The sequence below is a fragment of the Paenibacillus sp. PDC88 genome, from assembly GCF_900106725.1.
Classification (GTDB): Bacteria; Bacillota; Bacilli; order Paenibacillales; family Paenibacillaceae; genus Paenibacillus; species Paenibacillus shunpengii.
This window is the reverse complement of the sequence record NZ_FNNT01000001.1, coordinates 185,970-201,058: the sequence shown is the minus strand read 5'-3', so window position 1 is coordinate 201,058 and position 15,089 is coordinate 185,970. Positions and strand designations below refer to the sequence as shown.

The following is a 15,089-nucleotide window of genomic DNA, read 5'->3' as shown; positions in this document are numbered from 1 at the left end:
TGGAATGCTGGTTATAAAACTGCGGAATCTCCGCAGTTTTTTATTTTCTTGATGTGTTGGATCGACGTGCAATTGAATTTAACGGTACTCATCTAGTGTATTGAGAACATATGTGCTTACAAACGGCGAATAATTTGATATGATTGCAAAGAGTGCTACTATTTTACAGGAGGTTGTTATAATGAAGCTGTGGTTTAAGCATAATTGGCTGCTGAGAGATCAGTGGTATGAATGGTGCCAGGAAGTTCCATATGAGGAGCTGGTGAAAGAGCGGACCGGCGGAGTCGGCAGCATCATGCGAACTCTCTTTCATATGATCGACGTGGAGTGGAGCTGGATTCAAATGATGCAAGAAAAACCTCATGATGAGGAAAATTTCGAGGAATATAATACAGTGGACAAGATTCAGGAGCTCGATCGACGTTACCGTCTGGACATCAAAGACTTTATTGAGAATTGGAACGATAATTTGGAGACAACTCCATTTTATTTTCACGAGCCATCGGGTAAAGTGCACGTCGATGCATGGGGAGAAATTATGCGACATACCATTGCACACCAGATCCATCATCTAGGACAAATATCAGTGTGGGCAAGGGAGATGGGTAAGGCTCCTCTATCTGCAAACGTAATAGGAAGAGGACTCATTCAGCCTCAGTCCGTTCAGACTAAAGATGTCTAGCACGAAGTGATATATATAGATGCTTACCTCCTATTAATTACCCATACCAAATCTGCCATATTACATAATATATTGTATCTTAATAGAATAGGAGGTAAGGTCTATGACTGAGTTTGTAGATGCAAGAACTTCACAGAATGCCAGCTTTGCCAACTCCATTGCAATCCCGATTCTGATTATTAGTACACCGCAATTATTTGGTCAAATCGGGCTTCAAACCGCAGGAGTGGGTACAAACCCTCGTGTTGTATTACAAGGAACTATAACTTTGCAGCTTCCACTTGCCCTCGTAGGAATTACCATTACAATCGTCAGAGGGACAGCTTCAACAGATCCTCTTGTGTATTCAGCGACTTCAACGTTTGATCTGAGTGTGCTTGCTCCTCAGGTTATTGCTTTTAATGCAGCAGATTTTAATCCACCGGTAACACCTCAGTTAACGTATACGGCTTTTGTTACGTCCAACTTACTTGGAGCCGTACGTGTAGGGCCAGAGAGCTTCAGCGGCACCCTTGTATCTGATAATGTATAAGCTAGTTCATTTTTGATAGCTGTAATAGAGAGTATTCATGAAATATATGACTCTGCCGGCTCCTTAGCTGGCAGGGTTTTTATCTATTATTTTGCCTGCTATAATGGATGAAAAAAGAGTAGGTGCTTGCATTGACATTTGAACGAACTAAGCGATCCTGGCGGGCAGAGAAATTATCACATTTAGGCTCGTCTATCTTTACAGAAGTTGCAGAATGGAAAGAAGAAGCACGCTCTTCCGGCAAAGAGATTATTGATCTGGGGATCGGAAGTCCTGACCGCGGACCTACGGTACATATACGGAACGTATTGAGTGAAGCCGTACTTGATGAGAGTAGTTATGCTTATCCGGGCACTTCCGGTACTCTGTCCTTTCGTCAGCAGGCAGCTGCATGGATGAAGCATCGATTTGAGGTGGATGTCAATCCGAATACAGAGCTTCTTGCACTCATGGGCTCTCAGGACGGGCTGGCACACCTCGCTCAGGCTATATGTAATCCTGGAGATTTGGCCATTGTTCCGGATCCCGGATATCCGATATATTCCGGTTCTCTTGCCATTGCGGGAGTGAAGCCCTGGTATCTTCCACTGAAGGAAGAGAACCATTTTCTTCCTGATTTAGACAGCGTTCCTGATCAAGTATGGGAGGAGGCAGTATTCATACTGCTTAATATTCCAGGAAACCCCATTGCCGTGACAGCGGATACAGCATTTTATGAGAAATTGATTCGGATTGCGACACAGTGGAACGTGCTCATTGTACATGATTTGGCTTATTCGGAAATGGCATTTGATGATTACCGTCCAATGAGCATTCTAGAACTACCCGGAGCTAAAGATATCGCTGTTGAATTCCATTCCTTCTCGAAGAGCTTTAACATGGCCGGATGCAGGATTGGCTTCCTAACCGGGAATTCGGAAGTCATATCTGCCCTTCGTGACCTGAAGAGCAACATTGATTACGGAGTATTTGAACCGATTCAGGTGGCCGCCATTGCGGCACTGGAAGAGGCGATGAATAAGGGAAAAGGTGACCGGGGAGTCGCGCCCTTGTATGAAGCCCGCCGAAATGCTTTTGCAGAGGCTCTTGCAGCCGAAGGCTGGAATGTTCCTAAGCCTAAGGCGACAATGTTCGTGTGGGCCCCGCTTCCTGCGTGCTTTAAAGTGGCGGAGAGAGATGCAGAGGCATGGACCTCACGCAAATTTGCTCGTGAATTGCTGCTGGATACAGGGGTGGTGGTCATCCCAGGGGAAGCCTTCGGATCAGAAGGAGAAGGGTATGTCCGGATTGCTCTTGTACAAGAACAGGAAATTCTCATGGATGCAGCGAGGCGGATGGGCAAGTTTATCCGAGAATACGAAATGATTTGAATTTGGAAAAGAATCTCTAATAATAGAGGTTCTTTTCTTATTTAAAATGGAATTATGAAGTGAAAATGGAAATCATTGTGGTTGACAATAGAGGGGTGAAAAAGTAATATCTTCCTAAATACATACTTAAACTATCGGAATTGTTAAGTAATGATGGGTATCACTTGTATATATTTTGTTAGAAGTGAGGAGGATCTTGATGAAGGTTATTGCAGCTGATCGGATTGCCGGAATCGTTGCTGTCTTAATCGGCTTACTGTCGTTATCAGAAGCATGGAAGCTATATGCTTACCGAATTGCATTATTTAATGGAGATCATGTATTTCCGTTTATCGTTGGACTTGGATTGGTGTTATTCGGAATGATGCTGAGCATTAGAGGGGATCGGATATCCCAGGGTACCACGAATGACAGATCTGAAGTTAAAGTATCTCACCTTATATATGTCATTCCTGTCGTCCTGCTCCTATATGTAGCACTTATCAATTGGTCAGGTTATCTAATCGCAACCTTTATCGCTTCCATTATTTTGTTCCATCTTATCGGAAAATTTCGCTGGTATTGGTCTATCGGCGGATCTCTAATCTTAACAGCGGCTCTTTACTTCTTATTTGTAGAGTGGCTGAACACACCTCTGCCTAGCGGCAGTTGGTTGTAGCAGGAGGTGCTCATGTGTTAGATTCATTGATTTCCTTAGGCAGCGGCTTCGCGAGTGCTATTACACCGATGAATTTGTTAATGGCTGCACTCGGGGCATTGATTGGCACATTTGTTGGCGTTCTTCCAGGATTGGGCCCAACTTCTGCAATTGCGATCCTGCTGCCTCTTACAGCAGTTCTAGAACCATCCCAAGCTATCATTATGCTGGCAGGCATATACTACGGATCGATGTATGGAGGCTCAACAACTGCCATTCTTTTAAACATCCCCGGTGAGGCCTCATCTGTGCCTACATGCTTGGATGGGTATCCTTTGGCACAGCAGGGAAGAGGGGGACCTGCGTTAGGTATTGCTGCCATTTCTTCATTCTTTGCCGGAATGCTTGGTCTTGTCGGACTTGTATTCTTTGCACCATTTCTCGCGGAACAAGCTATTAAATTTGGCCCGCCTGAACTGTTTGCGGTCATGATTCTTGCGTTGACAGTAACCTCAGGTCTCGCCGGAGGATCTATGGTCAAAGCGGCTATCATGGGATTGTTTGGATTCATGCTGTCATTAGTCGGACTTGGTACTTCCACAGGAATGTTTAGATATCAATTTGGCTTGGAGTCCTTGTCTGGCGGGTTTGAAATGATCAGCATCATCATTGGGCTGTTTGCGATAACAGAAGTATTCAAGACCTTTGGTGAGAAGAAAGTAGCCATTTCCTCTGATCAAATAGGCAGTGTATATCCCTCTGTTAAGGATATGAAGCAGAGTTCTGGAGCTGCCCTGACAGGGAGTGCAATTGGGTTTGTAATGGGGCTTCTGCCAGGTGTTTCAACCGCAGTGACTTCATTCTTATCCTATGATATTGTGAAGAAATTTTCCAAGCGTAAACGGCTGTTTGGAAAAGGAGCCATAGAAGGTGTAGCTGCACCTGAGGCAGCGAACAATGCAACAAGCACGGCTGGCTTCATTCCTCTATTTTCACTAGGGATTCCTGCTTCACCACCGCTTGCCGTACTACTTGCTGGTCTGATGATTTATGGTGTAACGCCAGGTCCGATGCTGTTTGAACAGCAAGGCGGCTTTATATGGACGGTTATTGCGAGCATGGTCGTTGGTAATCTAGTTCTGCTGCTGCTCAATCTTCCGCTCGTGGGTGTATGGGCTAAGCTGACTAGAGTTCCTTTTGGTATTATGGGCCCGATCATCCTGGTACTATGTGTTATTGGTGCCTATTCGGTACGGAACAGCTTGTTTGATGTTGTGATTGCTGTGCTATTCGGCTTTATCGGGTACTTTTTGCATAAATATAACTGGCCGGTGATGCCGCTAGTCCTATGCTTTATCCTTGGTCCTCTGTTGGAGCAGTCCTTCACACAGACGATGGCCATGTCTGCCGGAGATTTTACGATATTCCTGACGCGTCCAATAGCTCTAATATTCTTAATCTTATCTCTAGTCATGATTATTGTTTCGAATCTGCTTATTCGTCGCACGAAGAGAAGGCTGGTGGAAGCAGGAGCTTCTGATCTAAATTCGATATCTTAATTGGTTAATAAAAATACGATCTTGGGAGAGATGTAAAATGAATCGTTCATATATCGCAAAAGCAGGAAAGCGTCTTACCACTCTGGCTGTATTATCCAGTATGTTTGTTCTGGCCGCTTGCGGGGGCGGGACTGCTAACGAGGATGCAGCAACAAATGGCTCTTCTGCTGATAATTATCCTAGTAAGCCCATAGAATATGTTGTTCCATATGCCGCAGGAGGTGGCGTGGATCTCGTTGCTCGTGTTGTAGCAGATGCAGTCAGCGAGAAATGGGGCCAGCCCGTCTCTGTAGTTAATAAAGCAGGTGGAGGTGGAACAACGGGAGCACAATATGCACTTGGAACAAATCCGGATGGTTATACGGTACTGGCGAATGTGGTATCTAATACTTCGATGATGGAAGCGAGCTATGCCTCACCAGCAATTAAGCTTGAAGATCAGGAGCTCGTTGCACGTATTGTAGAAGATGCTCCAACCTTCACGGTGAAATCAGATGCAGAATGGGAGAACCTTAACGAGTTCTCCGAATGGGTCAAGCAAAATCCCGAGCAGCTCAGCTGGACAACCTCAGGTGTCACAGGATATGCGACCTATGTTGTAGCTGAATGGCTGAACGAGCTTGGAGTGGACATCTCCCAGACCCGTATGATTGTAACCAAAGGTACAGCGGAATCACTCCCCATGATTGCAGGGGGGAATGCTGTCCTAGCCGTCCATCCTGTAAGTGAAGTCGCGACAATGGTGAATTCGGGTAACTTAAAAATCCTGGCCATTCAAAGCGCGGAAAGAAGCCCACACTTCCCTGATGTACCAACTACAACAGAAGAGGGCTTTACGAACCTGTCTGCGACTTGGTGGACTGGACTAAGCATGCCTAAGGGTACACCTGCGGACATTGTACAGAAATGGAATGACACACTGGAAGAATTAGCGGCAGATCCCGAATTCCAAGAGAAATTGGCTGCAATGAAGATGTCGTCCTCTTATTTGAGCAAGGATGAATTTAATGAGTTCATTACTCAGGAAACCGAATATTATGGCGAGCTCGCTGATAAATTTGGACTGAAAAAATAGAGAGGAGCCGTGTATAGATGACGAAGATTGTCATAGTTGAAGCGATGGGTGAGGCCGGTTTAGAGCTGCTCCAGAAGAGTGAATATTCGGTCAAATATGATCCGACTTTATGGTCAGATCATCGTCGTCTGATCGAAGCGTCTGAGCATGCTGAAGTCCTTATTGTCCGTAATCAAACACAACTTACACGTGAGCTCCTGGATGAACTTCCTCGTGTTAAGGTCATTGGTCGGCTTGGCGTAGGTTTGGATAACATTGATGTCGAGGCTGCTTCGTCTAAGGGTATACCTATTGTAAGTGCAAAGAACGCGAATGCAGCATCGGTTGCTGAATATGTAATGGCTTCAATTCTGACCGTGAACCGTCCACTTATTGCAGCTACAAGAGATGTCATTTCGGGCGGTTGGGATCGAAAAAAATTCGGCGGCAGAGAAATTCAAGGCACCACTTTAGGTCTTATCGGTGTCGGACAGGTCGGACGCTTGACAGGCAGCAAAGCACAGGCCCTTGGACTCCATGTCATCGGATATGACCCGATGTATGAGCCTGGTACAACGACAGAGAATGCGATCGCACTGAAAACGTTGGAGGAGGTGCTGGCAGAATCCGACTATGTTAGTCTTCATGTTCCTTTATTGCCAGAGACTCGTCACCTTATTGACCGTACAGCACTGCAGCGAATGAAGTCTACTGCGTATGTCATTAACACAGCGCGTGGCGGAGTCGTTCATGAACTGGATTTGGTTGAAGCACTCGAAGCAGGTGAAATCGCAGGAGCAGTGCTGGATGTATTGGAGCAAGAGCCTCCTCCGTCAGATCATCCGTTATTCAGTGTATCAAACTGCATCCTGACTCCTCATGTTGCCGGTGCAACAGAGGAAGCACTGAATCGAACCTCTCTAATGGTGGCTGCAGAGGTGATAAAGGAGCTCGAAGGAGAAGCTTCAGAGTTTAGAGTCGCGAAAGTTGCAGGTTCGAAATAAAAAATAATAAACACCTTCAATGAATTACCTGCCTAGATGCAGGCATTTCAATTGAAGGTGTTTTTTTGTAAAGTTACTAAATTGCGGCCAGTAGCTACATTTACCCAATACTTCGTTTGTGCTCCTGGAGGACATGCTGCTTCCGGTAAGCGCCAGGCGTCATGTTCGTCAGCTTTTTGAATGATCGGTTGAAGGAGGTGATGTTATGATATCCGACGAGCTGGCTGATCTCGTTCACGTTCAGATCCGTTGTCACGAGCAGTTCACAAGCCTTGGACATCCGAACTCCCTGCAAATGCTCGCTGAAATTCATCCCCGTCTTCTCTTTAATATAAGCTGAGAGATAAGCACTGGACAAATTAAGCTTATCGGACAAGTAATCCAGCGAGATGTCCTCCATATACTTGTGCTGAATGATTTCGTAGAACATAACGACAAGAGGCTCAGATGACAGGTCCTGGCGCTTCCGGGTAAGTGCGCATGCAGCATGGACAAATGACAGGAAGCTTTGATGATAATCAGACAGGGTATGGCAGTGCTTGATCCCTTCCATCCACAGCTTGAGTGCAGGGAAGGAATCTTCACCTGGAAGAAGCTCCTTGGTACTCTCCATCAGTTTTACAGCAATGAGATGAGCATATTCCTGAAACTGCTGTACTCCAGCTCCTTGCTCATAAAAGGGTACCAGCAGTTCCTGAATCAGCTCCATCGCGCGTTCCTCATCCCCGGATTGAAGAGCCTGATGTAGATTTTTTTGCATGATCGAAGACAGGGGAGGAAGCTCGGGAAGCTCTCTTTCCTCGAATATAATTTGAGTTTCTTCTGCTATATAGGCTTGTGAAGAGAGATTTCGCAATCGTTGATACGCATCGTTGAAACCCGATGCATCCGCAACCAGCGGACTGACGCCAACGGTGACGATATAATGCTCATGATCTGCATCAAATGTTTGCTTGATTCGTTCCAGCAGCAAGCCCAAATCTTGTGAAGAGGCTCCTTTTAATACGGAAACAATTTCATCGCTCTCCAGCTGGAATGTATGTGTATCTTGTACACATTCGGAAGAGATCAGATGGATATGCTCCAGCAAATGGCGGATAACCCGGCCCATCTCTTCCCGAGCCTTAATTCCGGCTTGGCGAAAACGGATATCATAATAAACAATATGAAAACGGCCTGAGCTGTTTAGGAAATCTGACCACTCATTAATGTCGGTGTTGATGTTTTTGAGCTGATTCATATAGGTGTAGCTTTGGAGTGCTGCTTTTTGCTCCTTCATCCGGTGAATAATGCTCTCTTTTTCTTTCTGAAGCTGCTGAATCCGGCTATGGATTAGGTCATATTCCCATATCTGGCCCGCAGAATTGGAGTTATTCCTTATTTCATGCTCACTTGCAGCAGCACCGCCCGAAGTTCGGTCTAACAAACTTGAGAGCATTTGCTTCACAGGGGAATGAAGCTTTCGGCTAAGCACGATGGCAGCGATAACCGCAACAGCGAGTGAAGTGACAAATACTAGCAGTAAATACTTGGACAAGTGCTGCAGCTGTACAGTGATTTGTGTGTCTGGAGTCGATGTAATATAGGTTAGTCCGTCACTGCCCGTAGTCTTAAAATAATATACTCCATTATGCTTGACCATGCTTTCGCCTTCAGCGAATGGCGGAATCTGTTCAGCTTGAGCGCTTTCATTCCTGCTGTACAGGATATGTCCGGCTTCGTCCATCAGCATCAAATTTCCTTGTTCTGCTGCGGTCCCATAAAATGCATCTGCAGCTTGTTCAATATCAATCATCGCAATAAGCTGATAAGACGTGTCCGGATAATGGAACACATAAGGCAGCAGCTTCTTAGCTTCGATATTCTTAGCCGCAAGCTCGAAGGTAGACGCAGGCAGCATTTGAAATGAATTTTCCTGATTCAGCTCTGCTTGCCAATCGGATAAGGTGTAATTCACATTGTGATAAAAACGTTCAAACATATATTCATTGCTGCTGCTGCCGCTCTTGCCAAACGCAAGCTCCGCCTGATCCAGATGGACAATGACATCCTGAACCATAAATAACGGATTGTATGCCTCTCTTCGAATCTCCTCGATGACCTCCTTAGCCTTCAAGAAGTTCGCTCCGTCTATACCATACCTGTTCAGTTCACTATTAAAGCTGATCAGATCCGGATTGTGATACAGATCAAAGAGCAGAATCTGTATTCTCTCAAAATGCTGGGCAAATCTCTCTGCCGTATTCTCGGTCTGCGTCTGACTGCTGCGCATAATTTCCTGTTCAAGACCATTGCGGAACATTTTATAAATAAGTACATAGAAGCACCCAAACAACAGAATGAGGGTGAGAAAGCTCACAAATATTTTGAAGTATAAAGAACGCTTGCGTGCCCAGATCCACCTCATCGTACGATCATCTCCTAACGTTAATCTTTTCTGTGCTGCTAAGGCTTGGCCGAATCCTTCTTAATCGGCTTATTGTAGCAAGACAGTATTAACTCGCAGGGACACCATTGTAAATCCGATGTAAAATCCAGCTGTGTATTTTTTAAGATTGTATTGTGTTTTTACGAAAAGATGTTAGGTTTCGTAAAGTTCTGAATAGATGTCTACAATCCAAAGAACGGTAAATACCTTTCTCGCCATAGCTCTTGTATCATGTGACTTGCAAGTGAATCACTGTGCTTGCATTCGTAACCGTCAAAAGGGGGTGTAAGTATTGGGAAGGAGATAGTATCAGAGGTGCAGGCGTCAGAGAGAAAGAAATGGAAGCAGAGAAGCAGTCTGCGATCATGGACTAGAAATTGGGAGCTCTACTTATTGTTTCTGCCCGTGCTCGCTTATTTTATTATCTTTCACTATATTCCGATGTATGGAGTGCAAATCGCCTTCAAGGATTTCATCGCGAACAAAGGCATCATGGGCAGTCCTTGGGTCGGATTCGAGCATTTCGAGAGATTCTTTGACAGCTTCTATTTCTGGAGAATTATTAAGAACACGCTGGGTATCGGTATATATGAACTGGTTGTCGGGTTTCCTATTCCGATTATCTTAGCGCTCATGATTCATGAGCTGAGAACAGGCAAGTTTCGAAAATTCGTGCAGACCGTTACGTACATGCCGCACTTTTTATCTACGATTGTTATGGTGGGCATGATCATGATGTTCTTATCTCCGGCTTCTGGACTCATTAATGTAGTTATCACTTTATTTGGCGGGGAGCCGATCAGCTTCATGACCGAACCGGGCTGGTTCAAGAGCATCTATGTATGGTCAGGTGTATGGCAGACGATGGGCTGGAGCTCTATTATCTATATTGCAGCTCTGGCCGGCATTGATCCACAGCTTCATGAAGCAGCCAGAGTGGATGGAGCATCCAGGCTCCGCCGAATATGGCACATTAATTTACCGGGGATCGCACCCACGATTATCGTACTGCTCATCCTGAACATGGGTTCTATTCTTGGAGTGGGATTCGAGAAAGTATTCCTAATGCAAAATGACTTGAATATGGAGAGCTCTGATGTAATCTCTACGAATGTTTATCGCAGCGGCATACTCGGTGCACAGTACAGCTTCTCAGCTGCCGTCGGACTATTCAATTCTGTCGTCAATTTCATTATGCTGCTCACCGTTAACCGGATTGCGCGTAAAGTCAGCTCAAGCAGTCTATGGTAGAAAGGAGGCCTGTAAGTATGGCAGAAAGCCGGGGAGATCGTTACGTCATGACTGCAATATACATTCTGCTCGGACTTGTCTCTCTCATCGTCTTATATCCGATATATTTTGTACTCATTGCCTCTTTTAGCAGTCCGGAGGAGGTTATGCTAGGCAAGGTATGGCTGTGGCCGAAGAATTTGTCACTAGTTGGTTATGAACGGATATTCGAGAATAACGAATTGATGAAGGGTTACTTCAACACGATTGTGTATACGGTCATCGGCACCGCTCTGAACGTTGTCATGACGATTGCTGCAGCATATCCGCTGTCTCGTCAAGACTTTAAGGGGAGAAATGCATTTACGGTACTGATCGTATTTACGATGTTCTTCAGTGGAGGCATGATCCCGACTTACCTGTTGATTAAGGATCTCGGACTGCTCGATTCGTTCTGGGTGATGATTCTGCCCACAGCGGTATCCGTGTGGAACATTCTCATAATGAGAACCTTCTTTCAAAGCTCTATTCCAAAAGAGCTGCAGGAGGCCGCATTTCTGGATGGATGCTCCAATCTGAAGCTGCTCGTCCGAATCATCCTTCCGCTATCAGGTCCGGTGCTGGCAGTTATGGTATTATTTTATGCCGTGGGTCATTGGAACAGCTACTTTAACGCACTTATCTATCTATCCGACAGGGACAAGTATCCACTGCAGCTGTTCTTAAGAGAAATTCTAATTCAGGATCAAATGCAAAATATGGTGGACTTAGGCAGTGATACATATTCCAAAAGCCTGATGGAGGTTGAAGCCATCAAATACGCAGCCGTCATGGTGACAAATCTGCCGATGCTGATCCTGTATCCGTTTCTGCAAAAATATTTCATTAAAGGTGTCATGATCGGCGCTATTAAAGGTTAACTGAGGTTCTAAAATTGAGGTTCTATACTAAAATCGAGGAGTGAAGTAGCGTATGTGGAAAAAATGGGGGAGTCTTTCATTATCACTAGTTATTGCGGCAAGCTTAATGGCGGGCTGCGGCTCAAGTGAAGGCAGCGGAGAAGCAGAAGGAGAACAGGCACCCGAAGCGACATCTAATCTTAATGAGACGGGGATGCCAATCGTCAACGAGCAGATTACGCTTGATTTTTTCACCGGGAAGTGGGCCGGAAACAGCAGCAATTATGATGAAGTGCTCGTGTGGGATAAGTATCAGGAAATGTCCAATATCGATGTGAACTTCAATCTGGTTCCTTTTGAGACATTGACAGAGAAACGTAATCTGGCGCTTGCCGGCGGAGATTATCCCGATGTCTTCTACTCCGCAAGAGTCAGCTCTGCTGAATTGACCCGCTATGGTCCGCAAGGGGTGTTTATCCCGCTGAATGATCTGATTGATCAGTACGCTCCTAACTTCAAGAAGCTGATGGACGAGAATCCAGGTATTCGTAAAGGACTGACGATGCCGGACGGGAATATTTACTCACTGCCTTCCTTCTACGACCCCAACTTCTTATCCATGCTGATCGGAACGCCTCTATGGATTAATGAAGACTGGCTTAAGCAGCTGGGTATGGATGAGCCGGATACCATTGATGAATTTTACAATTATCTGAAGGCAGTTAAGGAGACCGATCTGAATGGAAACGGCAAAAATGATGAGATTCCATTTGGAGGAACCGGAATTACTCCTATTATTGATCAGGTCAAAGGGGCATGGGGTCTAGGCACGAAGGGTCTGGGTCATAAGTTCGTCGATGTGGATGCAGACACGAATGAGCTTCGTTTTACAAAGACACTGCCAGAGTACAAGGAAATGCTGCAGTTTATGAACAAGCTGTACTCAGAAGGATTAATTGACAAAGAAATATTCACCATTGAGAGCAGTGCTCTAAACGCTAAGGGGCAGGCCGATCTGCTGGGATCGACCATTGTACCGAATCCGGATACCGTAATGGGCAAGGACAATTATATTGGTCTGGCTGCATTGGAAGGACCGCATGGCGACAAGCTCTACTCCCATGTTAAGGTTCCGATGGTGCACGTAGGAGCCTTTGCGATTACAGATAAGAATGAGCATCCGGAGGCAACGATCCGCTGGATGGATCACTTCTTCGGGCAGGAAGGTGCAACGTTCTTCTTCATGGGGGAAGAGGGTACCACGTATAACAAAAATGCTGACGGCGAGCTTGAATACATTGAAGATATTACAAATAATCCGAATGGGCTTACGATGGACCAGGCGCTTACTCAATATTTTACCTGGACGGGCGGAAGCTACCCTGGTTATGTGAAAGGCGAATATTTTAAAGGATCCGAAACGTTGCCAAATTCGATGGAAGCCGCAGAGAAGGCTGAGCCGGACGCCGTGGAAGATATTTGGTACAATTTCAACTTTACGAATGAAGAGACAGATTTTATGTCCTCTGTCGGTAAAGACATCCATGATTATATCGGTGAAATGGAAGCGAAGTTCGTCAATGGCAGTGCCTCTTTTGATGAGTGGGATAGGTATGTGGAGACCATTAATAAAATGGGACTCGATGAGTATATGAAGATCTACCAGGCTGCTTATGAGCGTTATAATGCAAGCTAAGCAACAAGTGAAAATAGCCGTTATGGGATACAATGCGGGTTCTGTAAAATATGCCAAGTACTATGCAGAACATCCTACGATTCAGCTGGCAGGTATATGTGATCTCCGCGATGATGAGGCGGAAGAGTGGTCAGAGCACGTTCAAGCAACCGTATTCCATAACCTGCCCAAGCTGCTGGCAGAGCAGAAGCCCGATATCCTTCATCTTGCACTTCCGGTTATGGAGCATCTGCCTGATCTGTATATTGCTGCAGAAGCGGGTGTTCATATGATGTGTGAGAAGCCTATGGGCTTGTCAGCTACGGATCTGAAACAGCTGGCTGCCATATGCAGACAGCACAGCGTACAGATTATTCCTTCTCACGAGGCCTTGTTCAGACCGGAATATTCGGATCTGGCAAGGCAAGTGAGAGCAGGTGTGATCGGCAGTCCAGGCGTAGTTCATGTTCGGCGTATGATGACTGGAGAGGAAGCTTACGGCAGCCGTTTGCCTTCCTCCTCTGCTCATCGTATTGAACCCATTATGACGCTGTTTATCGAAGAAATTGAATTTATGAGTTATCTTCTCGGTGAAGTGGAGAGTGTATTCGCACAGCATATTCGCAAAGAACGGACTGAGTATGCGCTGCTCACACTGAAATATGAATGCGGCACTATTGTGAATATGGAAGGTATATTAGGTTATCCGAGTCCGGCAACATCTGAATTCGAGATGGCAGGAAATCAAGGGATTGTTCGCTCCAGTCCGAAGATGAGCGCTTCGGTGGAGATCAGAAGAGGGGGTTCCGAATTCAGGCTAGTCAGCCCTGCATTTGAGGATGCGATCGATGGATATATACGATCCGTGCTGAATATTGCAACTTATAAGACGGAACCTATAATATCGCTGGAGGCGTCATGGAAGACGGCGGTTGTCATCCAGGCGGCAGCTTATTCAGCAAGTAACGGGCAGGCCGTGACCATGAGGTCATTTCGTTTAACCGATGGGTGGTGGCGGGATGCGTAAGCTTCGTATCGGTATGATCAGCTTCGCCCATTCCCATGCCTTCAGCTATTACAGGCAGTTGCAGCTGATTGAGAATGCGGAGGTAACTGCAATTGCAGATCTACATTACGATCGGGTCAAGGCGATAGTTGAACGTGACCATGTTCAATTCTATCAAGATCATCTGGAGCTGCTCGAGCTGCCGGATATAGATGCGGTCATTATTTGTTCGGAAAATAGGCATCATGCCGCCCTAGTCACGGACAGTGCGAAGGCAGGCAAGCATATATTGTGCGAGAAGCCGCTTGGGACAGGACGCGTTGAAATGCGGCAAATGATTGATATTTGTCATGAACTGCAGGTGCAGCTCATGACGGCCTTTCCTTGCCGTTACCTTCCGTCGGTCATTCGGGTTAAGGAAGCCGTAGCCCAAGGTGAGATTGGTGAAGTCATGGCCGTTAAAGGGTATAACCGAGGCGGCATGCCCGGCGGCTGGTTTGTTGATCCGGCACAATCTGGCGGCGGTGCACTGCTCGATCATACGGTTCATGTTGCCGATTTGCTGAATTGGATGCTGGGAGTACAGCCTCGTGTTGTTCATGCTGAGAAAGGGACACTGTTTCATGATATTACTGTCGAGGATTCTGGTATTGTCCATCTGGAGTATGATAATGGCGTGATTGGGGTCATCGATACAAGCTGGTCTCGTAATCCAGTGTTTCCTTACTGGGGAGATGTGAAGCTGGATATCATCGGGACCGAGGGCATAATAAGAATGGATGCTTTTGCTCAAGTCAATGAAGTGTTCAGCATAGAGCAAGGCAGAGCACGGTACAGCTACTTTGGAGACAAGATGGATTATTATATGCTTCAGGACTTTGTGAATCGTATTCTTGATGGAAGGCCTGTAGCGATTACGGGAGAGGACGGGTATGCCGCAGCCGAGGTGGCATTGTCAGCCTATGATTACCTGAAGAGACGAACGTAATCTTATAAAATGAAACAAGGTGCGC

Annotated in this window: 13 protein-coding genes; 12 read left to right on the top strand and 1 reads right to left on the bottom strand. The window is 45.9% G+C overall.

Annotation, left to right across the window (positions count from 1 at the left end; translation table 11 throughout):
- Window positions 1-181: 181 nt before the first annotated feature.
- From BLW49_RS00830 to BLW49_RS00800, 7 genes are all read left to right on the top strand, one after another.
- On the top strand, window positions 182-682 hold the full coding sequence (locus BLW49_RS00830; RefSeq protein ID WP_047913998.1) for a DinB family protein: 501 nt from the start codon (window positions 182-184) through the stop codon (window positions 680-682).
- Window positions 683-785: 103 nt separating this feature from the next.
- Window positions 786-1,214, top strand: coding sequence for a hypothetical protein (locus tag BLW49_RS00825; protein WP_090722632.1), 429 nt, complete (start codon window positions 786-788; stop codon window positions 1,212-1,214).
- A 131-nt stretch (window positions 1,215-1,345) separates the two neighbouring features.
- On the top strand, window positions 1,346-2,584 hold the full coding sequence (locus tag BLW49_RS00820) for an aminotransferase class I/II-fold pyridoxal phosphate-dependent enzyme (protein ID WP_177178609.1): 1,239 nt from the start codon (window positions 1,346-1,348) through the stop codon (window positions 2,582-2,584).
- 199 nt (window positions 2,585-2,783) lie between these two features.
- Window positions 2,784-3,242 (top strand): tripartite tricarboxylate transporter TctB family protein, encoded by a 459-nt coding sequence (locus BLW49_RS00815; RefSeq protein WP_090722630.1) that lies wholly within the window; start codon window positions 2,784-2,786, stop codon window positions 3,240-3,242.
- Window positions 3,243-3,310: 68 nt separating this feature from the next.
- The gene (locus BLW49_RS00810; protein WP_256209614.1) at window positions 3,311-4,780 is read left to right on the top strand and encodes a tripartite tricarboxylate transporter permease; all 1,470 of its coding nucleotides are present in this window, start codon (window positions 3,311-3,313) and stop codon (window positions 4,778-4,780) included.
- A 37-nt stretch (window positions 4,781-4,817) separates the two neighbouring features.
- A complete protein-coding gene (locus BLW49_RS00805) occupies window positions 4,818-5,855 on the top strand; it encodes a tripartite tricarboxylate transporter substrate binding protein (RefSeq protein WP_052512280.1) in 1,038 nt (345 codons plus the stop codon).
- 17 nt (window positions 5,856-5,872) lie between these two features.
- On the top strand, window positions 5,873-6,838 hold the full coding sequence (locus tag BLW49_RS00800; RefSeq protein ID WP_090722629.1) for a hydroxyacid dehydrogenase: 966 nt from the start codon (window positions 5,873-5,875) through the stop codon (window positions 6,836-6,838).
- 100 nt (window positions 6,839-6,938) lie between these two features.
- Here the strand turns inward: BLW49_RS00800 and BLW49_RS00795 are convergent, their stop codons facing one another.
- Entirely contained in the window at window positions 6,939-9,245 is a 2,307-nt protein-coding gene (locus tag BLW49_RS00795) for a helix-turn-helix domain-containing protein (RefSeq protein ID WP_090722628.1), read from the bottom strand.
- Between the two features lie 336 nt (window positions 9,246-9,581).
- On the opposite strand from BLW49_RS00795, the gene BLW49_RS00790 reads away from it, so the two are divergent.
- The 5 genes from BLW49_RS00790 to BLW49_RS00770 are packed head-to-tail and all read left to right on the top strand — an operon-like array spanning window position 9,582 to window position 15,064.
- Complete coding sequence (locus BLW49_RS00790; protein ID WP_256209523.1) at window positions 9,582-10,517, top strand: ABC transporter permease; 936 nt, start codon at window positions 9,582-9,584, stop codon at window positions 10,515-10,517.
- Window positions 10,518-10,534: 17 nt separating this feature from the next.
- Window positions 10,535-11,416 (top strand): carbohydrate ABC transporter permease, encoded by an 882-nt coding sequence (locus tag BLW49_RS00785; RefSeq protein ID WP_047913991.1) that lies wholly within the window; start codon window positions 10,535-10,537, stop codon window positions 11,414-11,416.
- Between the two features lie 52 nt (window positions 11,417-11,468).
- Window positions 11,469-13,091, top strand: coding sequence for an extracellular solute-binding protein (locus BLW49_RS00780; protein WP_090722626.1), 1,623 nt, complete (start codon window positions 11,469-11,471; stop codon window positions 13,089-13,091).
- Entirely contained in the window at window positions 13,081-14,097 is a 1,017-nt protein-coding gene (locus tag BLW49_RS00775; RefSeq protein WP_177178608.1) for a Gfo/Idh/MocA family protein, read from the top strand. Before BLW49_RS00780 ends, BLW49_RS00775 begins: the two co-directional genes overlap by 11 nt.
- Entirely contained in the window at window positions 14,090-15,064 is a 975-nt protein-coding gene (locus BLW49_RS00770; protein ID WP_090722624.1) for a Gfo/Idh/MocA family protein, read from the top strand. Before BLW49_RS00775 ends, BLW49_RS00770 begins: the two co-directional genes overlap by 8 nt.
- The last annotated feature ends 25 nt before the right edge of the window (window positions 15,065-15,089 follow it).